The sequence below is a fragment of the Pseudoalteromonas sp. MMG022 genome, assembly GCF_021654245.1.
Taxonomy (GTDB): domain Bacteria; phylum Pseudomonadota; class Gammaproteobacteria; order Enterobacterales; family Alteromonadaceae; genus Pseudoalteromonas; species Pseudoalteromonas amylolytica.
In genome coordinates, this window is sequence record NZ_JAKFZQ010000003.1 from 148,370 (window position 1) to 163,149 (window position 14,780).

Sequence of the window (14,780 nt, forward strand, 5' to 3'; positions counted from 1 at the left end):
GTCGCGCATAATGCGCTACCATAGCGCGCTCAAATAATTGAGAGATATGAATGTATGAGCGAAGCCATTTTGCTGGTAGTCAGCTGCGCATTGCTTGGTAGTTTTGTTGGTTTTCTTGCTGGGTTGCTTGGTATCGGTGGTGGTTTAGTCATTGTGCCTGTGCTGTCTGGTATTTTACGTTACTTTAACATTGTACCCGAGTCTCAAATTGTACTGGTGGCTATTGCCACTTCGCTGGCTTCGATTCTTTTTACGTCAACCTCTTCCGCGTTGGCGCATCATCGCAATGGAAATGTGCCTTGGAATATAGCTCCTTATGTCATGGGGGGAGTTGCATTTGGTGCGTTAATAAGTGGTTTTTTAGCGGCTTTGTTACCTGAACCTGTAATAAGAAGTATTTTTGCCGTAAGCGTCGTTTTGATCGCAATAAAAATGTTATACAGTAGCTCGAAGAAAAGTGTCACACAGCGTGCCTTACCCAGTGGTCCGGTGCTTGGTGCCTTAACCTGTGTGATGGGTGGATTATCAGCAATGATAGGCATTGGTGGTGGGGCCTTGATAGTACCGCTACTTAGTTTTTTTTCTATGGACATGAGAAAGGCCATTGGTAGTGCCTCAGCTTGTGGCATTGTGATCGCCTTGTTCGGTTCGCTAGGTTATATTACCGCAGGTAGTGCCCATTATACTTTTTCACAAGGTTTTGCGGGGTTCATCTACCTGCCAGCTTTATTTGGTATAGTGCTCACTTCATGGTTTATGGCGCCTTTGGGAGCAAAGTCAACACAGTTTTTACCTGTGTCGACGATAAAGAAAATTTTCGCAGCATTGCTACTAGTAATTGCTATTAATATGATCATTAGTTAAGGAAAGGCGATGGCGTTGCAGTTTCCACAAATAGACCCAATTATTTTTTCGATAGGCCCACTCAGCGTGCGTTGGTACGGGGTGATGTATTTAATTGGCTTTTTATTTGCAATGTGGATGGCAAATCGACAAGCAGAAAAGCCGAATTCAGGGTGGAGCAAAGAACAAGTTAGTGACTTGTTATTTTATAGCATGCTCGGGGTAATTCTAGGTGGGCGTATTGGCTATGTGCTGTTTTACCAGTTTTCATACTTTGTTGAAAACCCAGTCTATCTGCTTAGGATAGATCAGGGGGGTATGTCGTTTCATGGTGGAGCACTTGGAGTGATAGCAGCCATCGTGATTTTTGCTTTGCGTACAAAGAAGTCAATTTTGTCGGTTGGTGACTTTGTTGTTCCTCTAGTTCCTGTTGGTCTAATGGCCGGACGGATTGGTAATTTTATCAATGGGGAGCTTTGGGGGCGCACGACGGATGTGCCTTGGGCGTTTGTATTCCCAACTGGAGGCCCTTTACCACGACACCCTTCACAGTTGTATGAAGCGTTTTTTGAAGGTTTAGTCTTGTTTATTATGCTAGTTTGGTTTGCTAAAAAGCCAAGACCAGCAGGGAGCATTGCTGGACTGTTCTTATTTGGCTATGGGGTGTTCCGTTTTGGTATCGAGTACTTCAGAGAGCCTGATGCGCATATTGGCTTATATGCAGGGATGATTTCTCAAGGGCAAATATTGTCTTTACCTATGGTGCTAGCAGGTGCCGCATTGATTGCTTGGGCGTATAGAGCACAGCCCGTATTGAATCATTCTGAAAAATAACGAAGATCACCGCTATGAAACAATATTTAGATTTAATGCGCTATGTCAAAGAGCATGGCACGATAAAACAAGATAGAACAGGCACAGGTACAATCAGTGTTTTTGGTTATCAAATGCGCTTTAATCTGCAGGAAGGCTTTCCTCTTGTCACGACTAAAAAATGCCACCTTCGTTCAATCATTCATGAGCTTTTGTGGTTTTTAAAAGGTGAAACGAACATTGCTTATTTGCAAGAGAATGGTGTAAAAATTTGGGACGAATGGGCTACCGAAGATGGTGAGCTTGGGCCTGTTTATGGTAAACAGTGGCGCTCGTGGACGGGTGAAAATGGTCAAGTAGTGGACCAGATCAAAGAGCTTATTCAACAAATTAAAACTAATCCAGACTCTCGCAGATTAATTGTGAGTGCTTGGAACCCTGCGTTGTTGCCTGATACACAGTATTCGCCCAAAGAAAACGCAGCAATGGGCAAGCAAGCACTGCCGCCTTGCCATACTTTATTTCAGTTTTACGTGTTGGATGGCAAGTTGTCATGTCAGCTTTATCAAAGAAGCGGTGATATTTTCTTGGGTGTACCCTTTAATATTGCCAGCTATGCTTTGTTGACCATGATGGTCGCACAGGTATGTGATTTACAACCTGGGGATTTTATCCACACATTTGGTGATGCTCATTTGTACTTGAACCACTTAGAGCAGGTTGATGAACAATTGTCACGTACACCATTTACCAAACCAACGATGAAGATTAACCCTCAGGTGAAAGATATTTTTTCTTTTACCTACGAAGATTTTGAGCTTGAAGGATATCAGGCTCATCCTCATATAAAAGCACCAGTTGCTATTTAGGAGATTTAATGAAAGTTGTTATTCCAGTAGCCGGCCTAGGCACTAGAATGTTACCCGCAACTAAAGCAATTCCAAAAGAGATGTTGCCTATTGTTGATAAACCGCTAATTCAATATGTTGTAAACGAAGCGGTTGCAGCCGGTATTAAAGAAATTGTTTTAGTGACGCATTCAAGTAAAAACTCGATTGAAAACCACTTTGACACAAGCTTTGAGCTTGAAGCTATGTTAGAGAAGCGTGTAAAACGTCAATTACTTGAAGAAGTACAATCAATTTGTCCTGCGGGCGTTACTATTATTCATGTTCGTCAAGGTGAAGCGAAAGGCTTAGGTCACGCGATTAATTGTGCTGCCCCAATCATTGGTGACGCGCCGTTTGCAATTATGTTGCCAGATGTACTCATTGACGAAGCTGCAAGTGATTTATCTAAAGATAATTTAGCGCAAATGATCAGCCGCTTCAAAGAAAACGGTCAAAGCCAAATCATGGTGGAGCCTGTTGCCCATAAAGATGTGGATAAGTTCGGTATCGCAGATATCGGTGATACAAAGCTTAAAGCGGGTGAAAGTGCAGATTTAAATACTCTGGTAGAGAAGCCGAGTGTAGACGAAGCGCCTTCAAATCTGGCTGTGGTTGGCCGATATGTATTGAGTAAAGATATTTGGCCTCTACTTTCAAAAACTCCGCTCGGTGCTGGTGGAGAAATTCAGCTGACTGATGCTATTGCGATGTTGATGGATGAAGAAAAGGTACAAGCTTACGCTATGAAGGGTAAAAGTCACGACTGTGGTAGCAAGCTCGGGTATTTACAAGCAAATGTTGAATACGCATTAAGGCGCAGTGAGTTCGCCAAAGAGCTTAAAGCCCATATAAAAGGTCTTATATAAAGTAATCAACAAAGTAAATGAAAGGCACCTAATATGGTGCCTTTTTTGTTATGTATAGGTGATTACAGCGGCAAAGTATTGCCATATTAAAATTATGAAAGAGGCAGCCGATAATAACTTTATGTAGGTCAGCGTAACCATGCTCAAGCAAGTTAGGAATATGGGTTTAAATATGTAGTACTCGTAGAACCAATAATTTGGGTATGCTTTTTGCATTTGCTAAGCAGAGTAATTTACTTAGGTTAAATAATCATGCGGTTTTTACTACTTGCGCTATGTGTCGGCTTGATTGGGTGTCAAAGCCCCAATGATGCCAAAAAGCAACATACATTGTACGTCACCCCTGAAAAGAAAATGGCTGCGTATACTGTTCACCAATATGTGGGGGATTTAAGTGTACAGCTAAGCAATATTTCTGGTGTCCGAAAGCGTAATGCTAGAATCGCTGTGATGAGCTTTTTTAAAGCCGATGGCTTAGGTGAGAAACTAGCAAATCAGCAAGCTTCAGGTTTAAGTCAGCAGATCCAAGAAAGCTTGTTAACTCAATTCACTCAGTTAGGTTATCACACAGTAGAGCACCGTTTAGAAGACCAACTTACTTTGCTTGCGAATGCCGACAGTATGCTTAGTCGTAATCTAGAGAATTTGCGTGAACGTCAGAACATTGACTTTATAGTCGCAGGAACATTAACCCAGCAGCAACATGCATATATTGTTAATGCTAGACTTATAGATATGCAAAGTGGCCGAATTGTCTCTGCGGCGACAGCAGAGATCCCCATCAATGTGATGTGGTCAGATGAAAAAGTACAGCAACGCGATGGCTTGATCTATCGTAGTGAATATTGATGAGGAACATACGATGAAGAATTTTTTATATATTTTACTACTACCGTTGAGTGTTGGCTGTGCGAACATGATGAGCAGTTGGGAGAAGCCTACGCAGCAACAAGAGACTGTCGAAAGTGGGCAGCGCAGTGTAAAGGCTCCAAGTGCACCAAAAGAAGCTTTTCAGTCTCGTAATGCAATACCCAACACGGCGAGCCAGATGGCTAGTATGAGCCGCAAAAACATTAACCACTATGTACGTGGAATAATGCAAGATATGGTCGAGAACCTGCAATATGTTAATTCAAAAACGCCTTTGGCGGTCTCTAGTTTTGTTTATTTAGATGATAACTATGATCAAGCGACACTACTTGGCAATCAATTGTCAGAAAGCTTTATGCATGAGTTACATAAGTTTGGTGTTGCGGTAGTGGATTTTAAAACGACAGATTATATGCGAGTGACCCCAGATGGCGATTTTGTGTTTAGTCGAGATTATTTGGAATTGAATGAAACACAGAGCTTTCAATATGTACTTGCTGGTACTTTAGTTAATCACCAAGGCGGGGTGTTGGTTAACGCACGTATAGTAGGCATAAACAGTAAAGCTGTGGTTGGTTCTGCGCAAGGATTTATCCCCCAATCTGTAGTTGATGCATTAGGTAATAGCTACAGAACGGATGGTATTTTACTAAAAAAAGCCAGTAACTGAGGTATAGTATGAAACAGCGAATTTACCTTCTGAGCACACTGGTACTTGCGCTTAGTGGGTGCCAACTTCTGATCCCAACTAAGATCTATGTAGAAGAAGAGCGTACCGCACACAACCAGTCCAGCAATGCTCAAACCAAGCAACAGTTAATTGAGGACGAACTAGCGGACGAGTTTTCGGCGCTACAAAATACACGTCGCTTTAACCCATCTCAACATCACTTACGTTTAGCAAATTATGTCGAACAAATGGCGCTTGATTTGGTAGATACCATGAATTCTGAGCAAGATATTAGTATTGCAGTAGCATCATTTGTAGATTTTGACAACAATTTGCGTACTACAAATCAATTAGGAAATCAGCTAGCGGAAACCTTTATTCACCAACTACAAAAGTTTGGCTATGGGGTCGTAGATTTTAAAACTGCTAATTCGGTTTCTGTAACCTCCAGTGGCGACTTTTCATTCTCAAGAGAGGTGAAGGCACTAACGAATCAACGTATTGCTAGTCATATACTTTCAGGCACGATGATATATCGCAGTATGGGGGTGGAGGTAAATGCGCGTGTGATAGATATAGATTCAAAGCAAGTGATTGCGACAAGTACGAAGTTGCTGCCTCATTATGTGCTACAAAGCGCAAATATCGTCTTGTCCAGCGTCAATTAAAGCATAATTAAGTTGCTGACTTTTATAAAAAAGTATTGAAATTAAAGAAGCCAAAGGGCTATACTTTTAGTCACTTTGGCCCCTTAGTTAAATGGATATAACAGTCCCCTCCTAAGGGATAGTTGCAGGTTCGATTCCTGCAGGGGCCGCCAGCTCTTAATACCCATCTCAGATCAGATTTTACATAGCGACAGTTCCATTTATAGCCAGCCCCATAAAGTCATCGATCTTATACTCGCCTTTTATTCTAACTAGGGTGGGCATATGAACACTGATTTTATTATTAAAGCGCTAGATTTAGAGCTTTTCACACCACTGATGTCTTTGGATCAGAGCGCGTTAGCTGCGGTCGATGCTAGGTGGGTTTATGTGGACTCTATGCCAGGCTTCCCATGTCGTGTTTCTTTAGTTGATGCACAGGTTGGGGAGCGAGTTATGCTTGTGCACTTTTTTCATCATGATAGTACTTCTCCTTATCGTTCATCTGGCCCAATCTTTGTAAGAGAGCAGGCAAAAACAGCTAACCTATCGGTGAATGAGATCCCCGAAGTACTGAGCCAGCGATTACTGTCATTGCGAGGGTATAGCGCACATCATGACATGTTGGAAGCCGTTATTGTACAAGGGGAACAGGTAAAGGGAGTGATACATCAGATATTCGCTAATCCAGAAATTGATTACGTGCACATTCACAATGCGAGCCCTGGGTGTTATAGCTGTGTAGCTTATCGAGCTGAGAGCTATTGATAGTCGGTTGATCTAGGTGGCGCGAAGAAACCGCGCTACCTAGTGAATTAAAGTTACTAGTTATCCAGAGCAAAACTCTCTTCGCTTTTGACTTGTACTTGTACAATATCATTGAGTTGTACATTGCTAAGCGGGCGAGTATTTAAGTTTACCGCTGTTGCACTTTGCATATTTACATTGACTACTTTGAGCTGGTTTATTGTTTTTGTCGTTGAGTTAATGATATTGCCATTACCCATCATGATATCGCTGCGATGCATGATAGTTAATACCTTGCCAGGTTCCAGGCCATGATCTTTACCTAAGTTGATGACAACCTGCTCACTGTCTAAATATAGAATTTTACCTTTAGTGGGAATGCATGACACAGCTGTATTGAGGTCTTGACTCACTTTATTAAAAACTTCCTGAATGCGCTGCCCATAATGAGAGCGCCAAAATTTTTCGCTGTATACATCAATTAATTCAGTCTTTTCGAAAGGCCAAATCCCTTGAGTTGTATAGTGTTGGTACCATACTTTTTCAAAGGTCATGGCATCATAAAGCGCAAAATCTATCTTAAAACTTCTCAGGTATTCATCATCTTGCCAGAACGCGTAGTCGTTATTGAGTTTATCCAACCCAGCTACATCTGTGATTTGACTTAGTAGTACATATTGGCTGTTACTATTCATGGCAATCGTTTCAACAAGCAAGTGATTGTAGTCAAACTGTTGCGTAAAATACTCTTGCACGTTTATTGCGGTATTCAAGTAAGGGATAGGCTTAACCGCATTGGTGCGCTCGTTCAGAGTATTAAACAGTCTTTGTGACACCGATTTAGATATGTCAAATATTTGACCCAGTCTTGCTTGGTGCGGCTGAGTTAGCTGACTTTGCGTGATGGCTATTTGCTTATTAAATTGTTGTGCTAAACATTGTCCCTTTGTCGCATAAATATCTAAATGTAGTGTGACGGTATATTGATCTTGCTCTTTACTTTCACTGACGAGGTTAATTTGTTGAATTTCACCATGAGATTTTATTTTCAAATCATCTTGAGCCAAGACCCCATCAGCAACGCTTTGCACGCTAGTCACGGTTGCTCCTGAGAATATAAGTGCTTGTGTGATAGCATCTTTTACGGCTGCTTGACGAGCTTGAGATACATCACGCCCTTGGGTGCTAGCATAGCCAACTACCTCATACCACTCAGCCTTAACGCCTAAGCTCATCACACATAGTGCGAATAATGTGATTGCCTTCATCATAATATAGAACCTCGAAAGATTGATAGTTAACTAAAGCAATTCATGTACCATAATTTTTGGCAAGGATTGTGCATCGTGAAATGCATTATTTTTATGAGGTGAGCAAAGATGGACATCAGTAGAACGATAAATCTAGCTAATTTTATAGTGACGGCAAGTTTACTGTTTATTCTAACTGGTTGTAGTAGTGTTTTCGACAAGCATATTGAATACGAGTACATTGAACCAGATCATTACCCCGTGTTAAAAGCAATTGGGTATGCGCCATTGAGTGCTCAGCCTGGAGAAAATGACACGCAAAAAATGCTTATGGCTGTTAAGGTTTCAAAACTAGAAGCATATCGTGAACTGACTGAGCAGGTTTATGGCCAAAATATCTCGTCAACGATGACGGTAAAAGGTGCGATAGCACAAAACGATGGATTGCAGAGTCAAGTGAATGGTGTCATTCGAGGCGCAAAAGTAGTGAAGAGCTATTCAGCAGGCGACACATATGTGACAGAACTTGAGCTTGATATGAAGCGTGTACATGATTTGTACATTACTCAAGTGAAACCTAGAAAAATCAAGCGGGTTACTTATTACTGATGTGGCTTGAGGCTCTGTTAATCACAGAGCCTGACGATCATGCTTTTAGATTTTTAACGAGTTCGTTATTTCGTGAAACGACAGCACCATCTTGGCTGTAGGTAACGGAAGAGGGCACACCTATCAAAATATCTTTTAACTCTCTTACACTTAGATGTGCTAAGTGTGCTGCATGCGCATTTACTTCGTTTTTGTGCTTACACTCTCGCAGTAGTGCATCAATTTTTGAAGCGTAATCTTTGGCTTCTTGTTGTTGAAATAAACTCTTATCAAAGCCTGACAGTTCTTTGTCAACTTTTTGAATTGTGTTGAGTAGCTGTAACTTTTCCTTAGCGAGACCCTTCAGTCCATCACCTTTCTTGGCCGCCAACGCATCAAGCTCACTATCTAACAACAGGGTCAGAGTTGTTAAATGAGTGAGCTGCTTCTCTAGCTTATGTATGCAAAGTGAGAGTTGATCATCCATACATGTCAAACTCGAATGCAGCAATATTCTTCGCCAACTTTTGAGCGTCTATTTGATACTTGCCTTCGCTGATAGCTTTTTTAAGTTCAGCTACCTTTTCATTGTCAAATGCTGGCGCATCTTGCGCTTTGTCCTGCAGGCTTTTCAACTGCTTAGCTTGAGGTGTTAGGCTAACAGAATCAGATGCGGCTTTTTCAGGCGCTTTAGTTTGCGCATTGCTACTCGCATTTGCTTCATTTTTTTGCAACTCAGCTTTTTGTTGCTTAATATTATTAAGCACGCTGCTAGATTGCGTTTGACCTTTAACGTTATTTACCATGATTGTGACCCAAAAATTACTTTCTTGTTTAGAATATCGGCTGCTACTTGTATAACTTTAGCAAAAATTTTAGATATTGACCTCAACAGAATCAACATCTTTTACCCTTGCCGAAAGTATTTTTCCAGACTTTTGATTTTTAACTTGAATTTGCTCACCGATGTTTCCATCTTGCAAAGCTATTCCCGTTGTTTTAATAGTCAAAGTTGCTGTTTTGGCATAAATGCTGACGATATCGCCTTTACATACCATGCAGATTTGATGCATCCCAATAGGCATACCTTCTCGCAAAGTTCGCTTACTTCGGCTGCCGATTAGTAAATTTTTATCGTCTATGTATGAAGCTCTGACGAAGTGCTTGGCTCTATACTCCAATTTTAGGTGCTCTTCAGTCAACAGTTCGCCTTTGGAAATAAGGGCATTACTGACGATGACAGGGAATAGTTCCTCAACACGAATATGAACGTACTGTGTCCAACCAGATAAATCGTCACATTTAAGTTGTACGGTTACCTGCCGATTAAACGGTGGCGACGCATTTGTAGATATATCGATTGGTTGCTCGCAGTAACGGGTTGGAAGTCTTGCATCCAAAGGAATTGCACTGATTTGAAGTTTACTATCAGGCTTCATTGCAATTAAGTCTGCAATATAGGTCCTAGCAGCTTCTTCAAGTGCTTGATTGTTGTAATTTTGAGCATAAACTTCACAACTGAGTAGAATATATACCATTGTGGAAAAAAACCCGAAGGTTTTGGTTTTTTTTAACAAACTCATGATGTTTCGACTATGCTTATCATGTGAAAAAGGGTATAAAGATTTTGCGTTAATTGTGGCACCTCTTCAAGAGTTAAAGTTCCTTTATTAGCGTCTGCAAGTATCGTTCCGTTAAGCAATGTTATAGGTAGGAGATTGAGATGGCAGGTATTTTAGACTCAGTAAACCAACGGACACAGTTGGTTGGGCAAAACCGCCTAGAGTTGTTGCTTTTCAGGCTTAAGGGTCGACAACGTTTCGGCATTAACGTATTTAAAGTACGTGAAGTGCTCCAATGTCCACCATTGACAAACATGCCTAAGTCAAACCCTTTCGTTAGGGGAGTAGCACATATTAGAGGGCAAACCATATCGGTGATAGACATGTCTTTGGCTGTAGGTGGCCCGCCTATTGAAGACATCCATAACTGCTTTATCATCATTGCCGAATACAATCGCTCTGTTCAAGGGTTTTTGGTTGGTGCTGTAGAGCGCATCGTAAATATGAACTGGGAAAAGATCATGCCACCGCCTTCGGGTGCAGGCCGTTATTCATACCTTACCGCGGTCACTGAGATTGAAAATGAACTAGTTGAAATATTAGATGTCGAGAAAATTCTCAATGAGATATGTCCTGTGGATACCGAGGTTAGTCAAGACATAGTATCAGATGGCGAAATGCAAAAAGATTTAGGTGAGCGAATTGTTTTTATTGCTGATGACTCAGCGGTAGCGCGAAATCAGGTAAAACGAGCACTTGAGCCGTTAGGTGTACAAACTGAGCTTGCTAAAAACGGTAAAGAAGCGCTATTGAGGCTTCGGGAAATCGCTGAAGTGGATTGTCAAAATAATATTACCGAGCGAGTAGGTTTACTTATTTCTGACGTTGAAATGCCTGAAATGGATGGTTATACATTAACAGCAGAAATAAAAGCGGATCCAAAATTGGCACCCTTACACGTTATCTTACATACTTCCTTGAGCGGGGTATTTAATCAGGCCATGATCGAAAAGGTCGGTGCAGATGATTTTATCGCAAAGTTTAACCCGGATGAATTGGCAGCTGCCGTTAAAAAGTGGGTTCACTGTGACTAATGAATGGCGGTAATACTTTGGAAAATAAACACCTTCAACAAAGCGAATACGATCAATTCAGAACTTTTCTAGAGCAGCAGTGTGGTATCGTACTTGGCGATAACAAACTTTATTTAGTGAAAAGTCGTTTGGCACCATTGATGGCTCGATTTGGTGTTGATACGTTATCTGCATTGGTCAGTAAGACTTTAAGCCCTCATGAGCGGCAATTACGTGCCGCGGTGGTCGATGCTATGACCACCAATGAGACTTTATGGTTTAGGGATGCCTATCCATTTGAGTTACTAAAAACTAAGATCTTTCCTGAATTTAGCGATTTAAGAAGGCCAGTTAAGATATGGTCAGCGGCCAGTTCATCAGGACAAGAGCCATATTCTATTGCCATGTCTGCGAGCGAATTTCAAAGCAAAAGCCCAGGTGGTCTAAAGATGGGTGTCCAAATAACGGGCACCGATATTTCTAATACCATGTTGGATATGTGCAAAAATGCAGAATATGATGCGCTTGCTCTTGCCAGAGGGTTGTCGGCTGAGCGTAGAAAGAAGTTTTTTAAAGATAGTGGTAATGGTATGGCTCAGGTGGTCGACCCTATTCGCAAAATGGTTAATTTTAGGCACCTTAATTTGCTCGATTCCTATGCGTTAATGGGAAAGTTTGATGTTATATTTTGCCGAAATGTACTGATATACTTTTCTCCGCAAGTCAAAGCTAAGATCATTTCACAGTTTGCCCAAGCATTAAATCCTAAGGGATATTTGTTTCTTGGCGCTTCCGAATCAATGGCAGGGTTAAGCGATTCATTTGATATGATCCGCTGTAACCCAGGAATTATTTACCAGAAAAAACAATAGTATACGGCGGTTTTACCGCCGGCATTATTTTTGGCCCACCTTTTGCTTTAACTCCTAAGAGTCAAATTTTTGGAGTTGTGTTATGGCAATTAGTTTTGATAAGGCGTTGGGCGTACATCCACATGCAATGCTCATTCGGTCTCAACGAGCGGAAATTCTAGCAAGTAATATCGCCAATGCCGACACCCCAGGCTATAAAGCCAAAGATATCGATTTTGCACAGGCATTTAAGGCGGCAAAATCGAGCCAGCAGCGCGGCAACACTATGGTCCGTACCAATGAAAATCACCTCAATGGTGGCACTAAAATGACCGGCGGTGTTGAACTATTTCGTAATCCAAATCAAGCAGATACAGGTGATGGGAACTCGGTAGATGTACAAGTGGAACGAAACTTGTATGTACAAAACTCATTAGAGTACCAAGCAAGTTTGCAGTTTCTTTCTGGTAAGTTTAAAGGGCTAAATAAAGCCCTCGGTAGTCAAGGGTAATTATTATGAGTTTATATAACGTATTTGATATCGCAGGTTCAGGTATGAGTGCTCAGAATATTCGCCTCAATACCACTGCCAGTAACATCTCAAACGCAAACAGTATTAGTTCGAGCCAAGATAAAGTATATCGTGCGAGACACCCTGTTTTTGCTGCTGAGTTAACGAAAGCATCATCGGTGCAAGATCCCACTAAGTTAGGTGCATCAGTTGGTGTAAAGGTGTTAGGTATTGTGGAAAGCAATAAACCACTACAAGTGGAGTATAACCCTAACCACCCAAGTGCAGATAAGGATGGCTATATCTATAAACCGAATGTGAATGTCGTGGAAGAAATGACCAATATGATTTCCGCTTCACGCTCGTACCAGACAAATGTACAAGTAGCAGACGCCGCTAAACAAATGCTTAGCAAAACTTTACTACTTGGTCAGCGTTAACGGGAGTATAGCTGATGAGTAATGATATTAATGCCGCATCGTCTTCTTATTTGGATTCGCTTCGTTGGTCTGAAAAAAATAGACCAGAAGAAAAGGATGACACGTTGACGCAGGAAGATTTCTTCTCCTTGTTAACACAGCAATTGTCATATCAAGATCCTAGTAAGCCTGCGGATAACGATCAGATGATCGCACAAATGACGAACTTTACCATGGCAGAAGGTATCTCAAATCTTAACTCAAAGTTTGAAATGCTTTCGGCGTCAATGACGTCCAACTCCGCATTACAGGCATCGACGCTAGTTGGCAAAAAAGCATTACTCGAATCAGATACGATTAATATTGGCGCAGATCAACTTGCTAAGGGCTCGGTTATTACAACAGAACCTGTTGAAAATCTGAGCATTAGCATCTACGACGAGAAAAACCAATTGGTTAGAACCATGGATATGGGTAGTCGTACCGCTGGAGCATTAAGGTTCGAGTGGGATGGTAAAAACCAAGATGGCACTATGATGCCAGATGGTGAGTACACAGTTAAAGCAGAAGGCAGAGCGAATGGTCAATTTACCAGCTTGCCGATAGCAACATTTAAAAACATAGATAGTGTAAATGTGAATGGTGCTAATGGCATCATAATCAACACGTCTTCTGGCGCGGTGAAACTCACTGATGTCGCAGAAATCGCATAACTATCGTTAGTCACAGAATTAACCTTACAGTACAAGAGGTGAGAGTATGAGTTTCAATATTGCATTAACAGGTTTAGCGGCCGCGCAAAAAGATTTAGATGTGACCGCAAATAACATTGCAAACGTAAACACCACAGGTTTTAAAGAGTCACGAGCCGAGTTTGCTGACGTATATGCCGCATCAGTATTCAGTTCTGCGAAGACTAAAGCTGGTGATGGTGCACAAACAACCATGGTTGCCCAGCAGTTTCACCAAGGTTCGCTGAAGTTCACCAATAATTCATTGGATTTGGCCATTACAGGTGAAGGCTACTTTGCAATGAGTGAAGAATTTGGCTCTCAGGATTACACTTTTACTCGCGCAGGTGCGTTTAAGTTAAACCGTGATAATTTCATTGTTGATGCGCAGGGTAACTTTTTACAAGGTTTCCCGGTTGATGCATCAACAGGTGACACAACCTCAGTAAGTCTAAGTACCTCTACCGCGTTACAGATCCCGGATGCTTCGGGCTCTCCACGCGCAACGTCAACGATTTACTCATCATTTAATGTTGACTCTCGTGAACAAGTGCCAACGATTCCATTTGACCCAACGGAAGGCGCTTCGTTTAACTCGTCAACGTCGACCACGGTATATGATTCTTTGGGTGAACCACATGTCATGCAGCTGTTCTTCAGAAAGTCCGCTGCCAATACGTGGGAGGTGTTTGGGACATTGGATGGTACGCAATTTGATAATACGGGTACAGCGGGTGCAGGCACACCAATCACAACATTTGGTTTTGATGCCAGTGGTTTACCATCAACAACAGACGGTACTGCCAATACAGGCTCTACGTTTGACCCGTTAACCCTAACAGGTGCTAACCTCTCTGGTATGCTTTCAAATGGTGCGACATTCCCAAATGACGTTACGATGAACTGGCGAGACGAGGCGAACACGACAAACAAGCTGCCAACACAATATGCAAGCCGCTTTGAAGTGAAGGCACTTGAGCAGGATGGTGCAACAGTTGGTCGTTTATCAAGTATCGACATTGGGTCTGATGGTAAGATCATCGCGGCCTATAGTAACGGTGATTCAACTTACTTAGGCCAAGTGGCAATGGTACGTTTTTCCAACTCACAAGGCTTATCACCTGTTGGTAACACTGCTTGGAAGAAAAGTTTAACATCAGGTGAGCCTATTGCGGGTGAGCCTGCGTCAGGAACCTTGGGCAGTATCAGTTCATCGTCACTTGAGCAGTCAAACGTTAACTTAACAAATGAGCTGGTGGATTTGATCAGCGCTCAGCGTAATTTTCAGGCGAACTCGCGTGCGCTAGAAGTGAATTCAACACTACAACAAGCCATCCTACAGATCCGATAATATCAAACCTACTGAAAAGGCCGCTACATGCGGCTTTTTTATTACTGCTCATTTCTCAAAATAACTGTCATTTATTTGTTGGCACCATTATTGCTTTA

At 41.8% G+C, this 14,780-nt stretch carries 19 protein-coding genes and 1 tRNA gene; 16 read left to right on the forward strand and 4 right to left on the reverse strand.

The features are described from left to right. Positions 1-54 precede the first annotated feature (54 nt). The 9 genes from L1070_RS03845 to L1070_RS03885 all read left to right on the forward strand — a co-directional run bounded on the left by L1070_RS03845 (position 55) and on the right by L1070_RS03885 (position 6,367). A complete protein-coding gene (locus L1070_RS03845) occupies positions 55-864 on the forward strand; it encodes a sulfite exporter TauE/SafE family protein (RefSeq protein ID WP_070984380.1) in 810 nt (269 codons plus the stop codon). A gap of 9 nt (positions 865-873) precedes the next feature. Then, on the forward strand, positions 874-1,677 hold the full coding sequence (lgt, locus tag L1070_RS03850; RefSeq protein ID WP_237124563.1) for a prolipoprotein diacylglyceryl transferase: 804 nt from the start codon (positions 874-876) through the stop codon (positions 1,675-1,677). Positions 1,678-1,691: 14 nt separating this feature from the next. Beyond that, entirely contained in the window at positions 1,692-2,525 is an 834-nt protein-coding gene (locus L1070_RS03855; protein WP_237124564.1) for a thymidylate synthase, read from the forward strand. A gap of 8 nt (positions 2,526-2,533) precedes the next feature. Beyond that, complete coding sequence (gene galU, locus L1070_RS03860) at positions 2,534-3,412, forward strand: UTP--glucose-1-phosphate uridylyltransferase GalU (protein ID WP_237124565.1); 879 nt, start codon at positions 2,534-2,536, stop codon at positions 3,410-3,412. A 252-nt stretch (positions 3,413-3,664) separates the two neighbouring features. Further along, entirely contained in the window at positions 3,665-4,261 is a 597-nt protein-coding gene (locus tag L1070_RS03865) for a FlgO family outer membrane protein (protein WP_070984388.1), read from the forward strand. A 13-nt stretch (positions 4,262-4,274) separates the two neighbouring features. Further along, on the forward strand, positions 4,275-4,952 hold the full coding sequence (locus tag L1070_RS03870) for a FlgO family outer membrane protein (protein ID WP_070984391.1): 678 nt from the start codon (positions 4,275-4,277) through the stop codon (positions 4,950-4,952). A gap of 8 nt (positions 4,953-4,960) precedes the next feature. After that, positions 4,961-5,620 carry a FlgO family outer membrane protein gene (locus L1070_RS03875; protein ID WP_070984393.1) on the forward strand — a complete coding sequence of 220 codons (660 nt, stop codon included), beginning with the start codon at positions 4,961-4,963 and terminating at the stop codon, positions 5,618-5,620. Positions 5,621-5,697: 77 nt separating this feature from the next. Continuing rightward, positions 5,698-5,772: transfer RNA gene (locus L1070_RS03880), tRNA-Arg, on the forward strand. A 112-nt stretch (positions 5,773-5,884) separates the two neighbouring features. Further along, a complete protein-coding gene (locus L1070_RS03885) occupies positions 5,885-6,367 on the forward strand; it encodes a DUF1203 domain-containing protein (RefSeq protein WP_237124566.1) in 483 nt (160 codons plus the stop codon). Positions 6,368-6,423: 56 nt separating this feature from the next. On the opposite strand, the gene L1070_RS03890 is transcribed toward L1070_RS03885, so the two are convergent. Next, positions 6,424-7,617, reverse strand: a complete 1,194-nt coding sequence (locus L1070_RS03890; protein WP_070984398.1) for a flagellar assembly protein T N-terminal domain-containing protein — start codon at positions 7,615-7,617, stop codon at positions 6,424-6,426. A 108-nt stretch (positions 7,618-7,725) separates the two neighbouring features. Here L1070_RS03890 and L1070_RS03895 point away from each other — a divergent pair, with 108 nt between their 5' ends. Next, entirely contained in the window at positions 7,726-8,205 is a 480-nt protein-coding gene (locus L1070_RS03895) for an LPP20 family lipoprotein (protein WP_083330462.1), read from the forward strand. 37 nt (positions 8,206-8,242) lie between these two features. Here the strand turns inward: L1070_RS03895 and flgN are convergent, their stop codons facing one another. The 3 genes from flgN to flgA form a co-directional block, all read right to left on the reverse strand. After that, positions 8,243-8,671, reverse strand: a complete 429-nt coding sequence (gene flgN, locus L1070_RS03900; protein ID WP_237124567.1) for a flagellar export chaperone FlgN — start codon at positions 8,669-8,671, stop codon at positions 8,243-8,245. Continuing rightward, the gene (gene flgM / locus L1070_RS03905) at positions 8,664-8,990 is read right to left on the reverse strand and encodes a flagellar biosynthesis anti-sigma factor FlgM (protein WP_070984402.1); all 327 of its coding nucleotides are present in this window, start codon (positions 8,988-8,990) and stop codon (positions 8,664-8,666) included. The genes flgN and flgM overlap by 8 nt, the downstream gene beginning before the upstream one ends. A gap of 69 nt (positions 8,991-9,059) precedes the next feature. Further along, the gene (gene flgA / locus L1070_RS03910; RefSeq protein WP_237124568.1) at positions 9,060-9,767 is read right to left on the reverse strand and encodes a flagellar basal body P-ring formation chaperone FlgA; all 708 of its coding nucleotides are present in this window, start codon (positions 9,765-9,767) and stop codon (positions 9,060-9,062) included. Between the two features lie 140 nt (positions 9,768-9,907). On the opposite strand from flgA, the gene L1070_RS03915 reads away from it, so the two are divergent. The 6 genes from L1070_RS03915 (at position 9,908) to flgE (ending at position 14,682) form a co-directional block, all read left to right on the forward strand. Further along, the gene (locus tag L1070_RS03915) at positions 9,908-10,840 is read left to right on the forward strand and encodes a chemotaxis protein CheV (RefSeq protein WP_070984406.1); all 933 of its coding nucleotides are present in this window, start codon (positions 9,908-9,910) and stop codon (positions 10,838-10,840) included. A gap of 17 nt (positions 10,841-10,857) precedes the next feature. Further along, positions 10,858-11,691, forward strand: a complete 834-nt coding sequence (locus L1070_RS03920) for a protein-glutamate O-methyltransferase CheR (protein WP_070985570.1) — start codon at positions 10,858-10,860, stop codon at positions 11,689-11,691. Positions 11,692-11,773: 82 nt separating this feature from the next. Next, positions 11,774-12,181 (forward strand): flagellar basal body rod protein FlgB, encoded by a 408-nt coding sequence (gene flgB, locus L1070_RS03925; RefSeq protein ID WP_070984408.1) that lies wholly within the window; start codon positions 11,774-11,776, stop codon positions 12,179-12,181. Positions 12,182-12,186: 5 nt separating this feature from the next. Then, positions 12,187-12,621: a flagellar basal body rod protein FlgC gene (gene flgC / locus L1070_RS03930; RefSeq protein WP_070984410.1), complete on the forward strand. Its 435-nt coding sequence runs from the start codon at positions 12,187-12,189 to the stop codon at positions 12,619-12,621. Between the two features lie 14 nt (positions 12,622-12,635). Then, positions 12,636-13,313, forward strand: coding sequence for a flagellar hook assembly protein FlgD (locus L1070_RS03935; protein ID WP_237124569.1), 678 nt, complete (start codon positions 12,636-12,638; stop codon positions 13,311-13,313). Between the two features lie 46 nt (positions 13,314-13,359). Beyond that, a complete protein-coding gene (flgE, locus tag L1070_RS03940) occupies positions 13,360-14,682 on the forward strand; it encodes a flagellar hook protein FlgE (RefSeq protein WP_070984415.1) in 1,323 nt (440 codons plus the stop codon). Positions 14,683-14,780 lie beyond the last annotated feature (98 nt).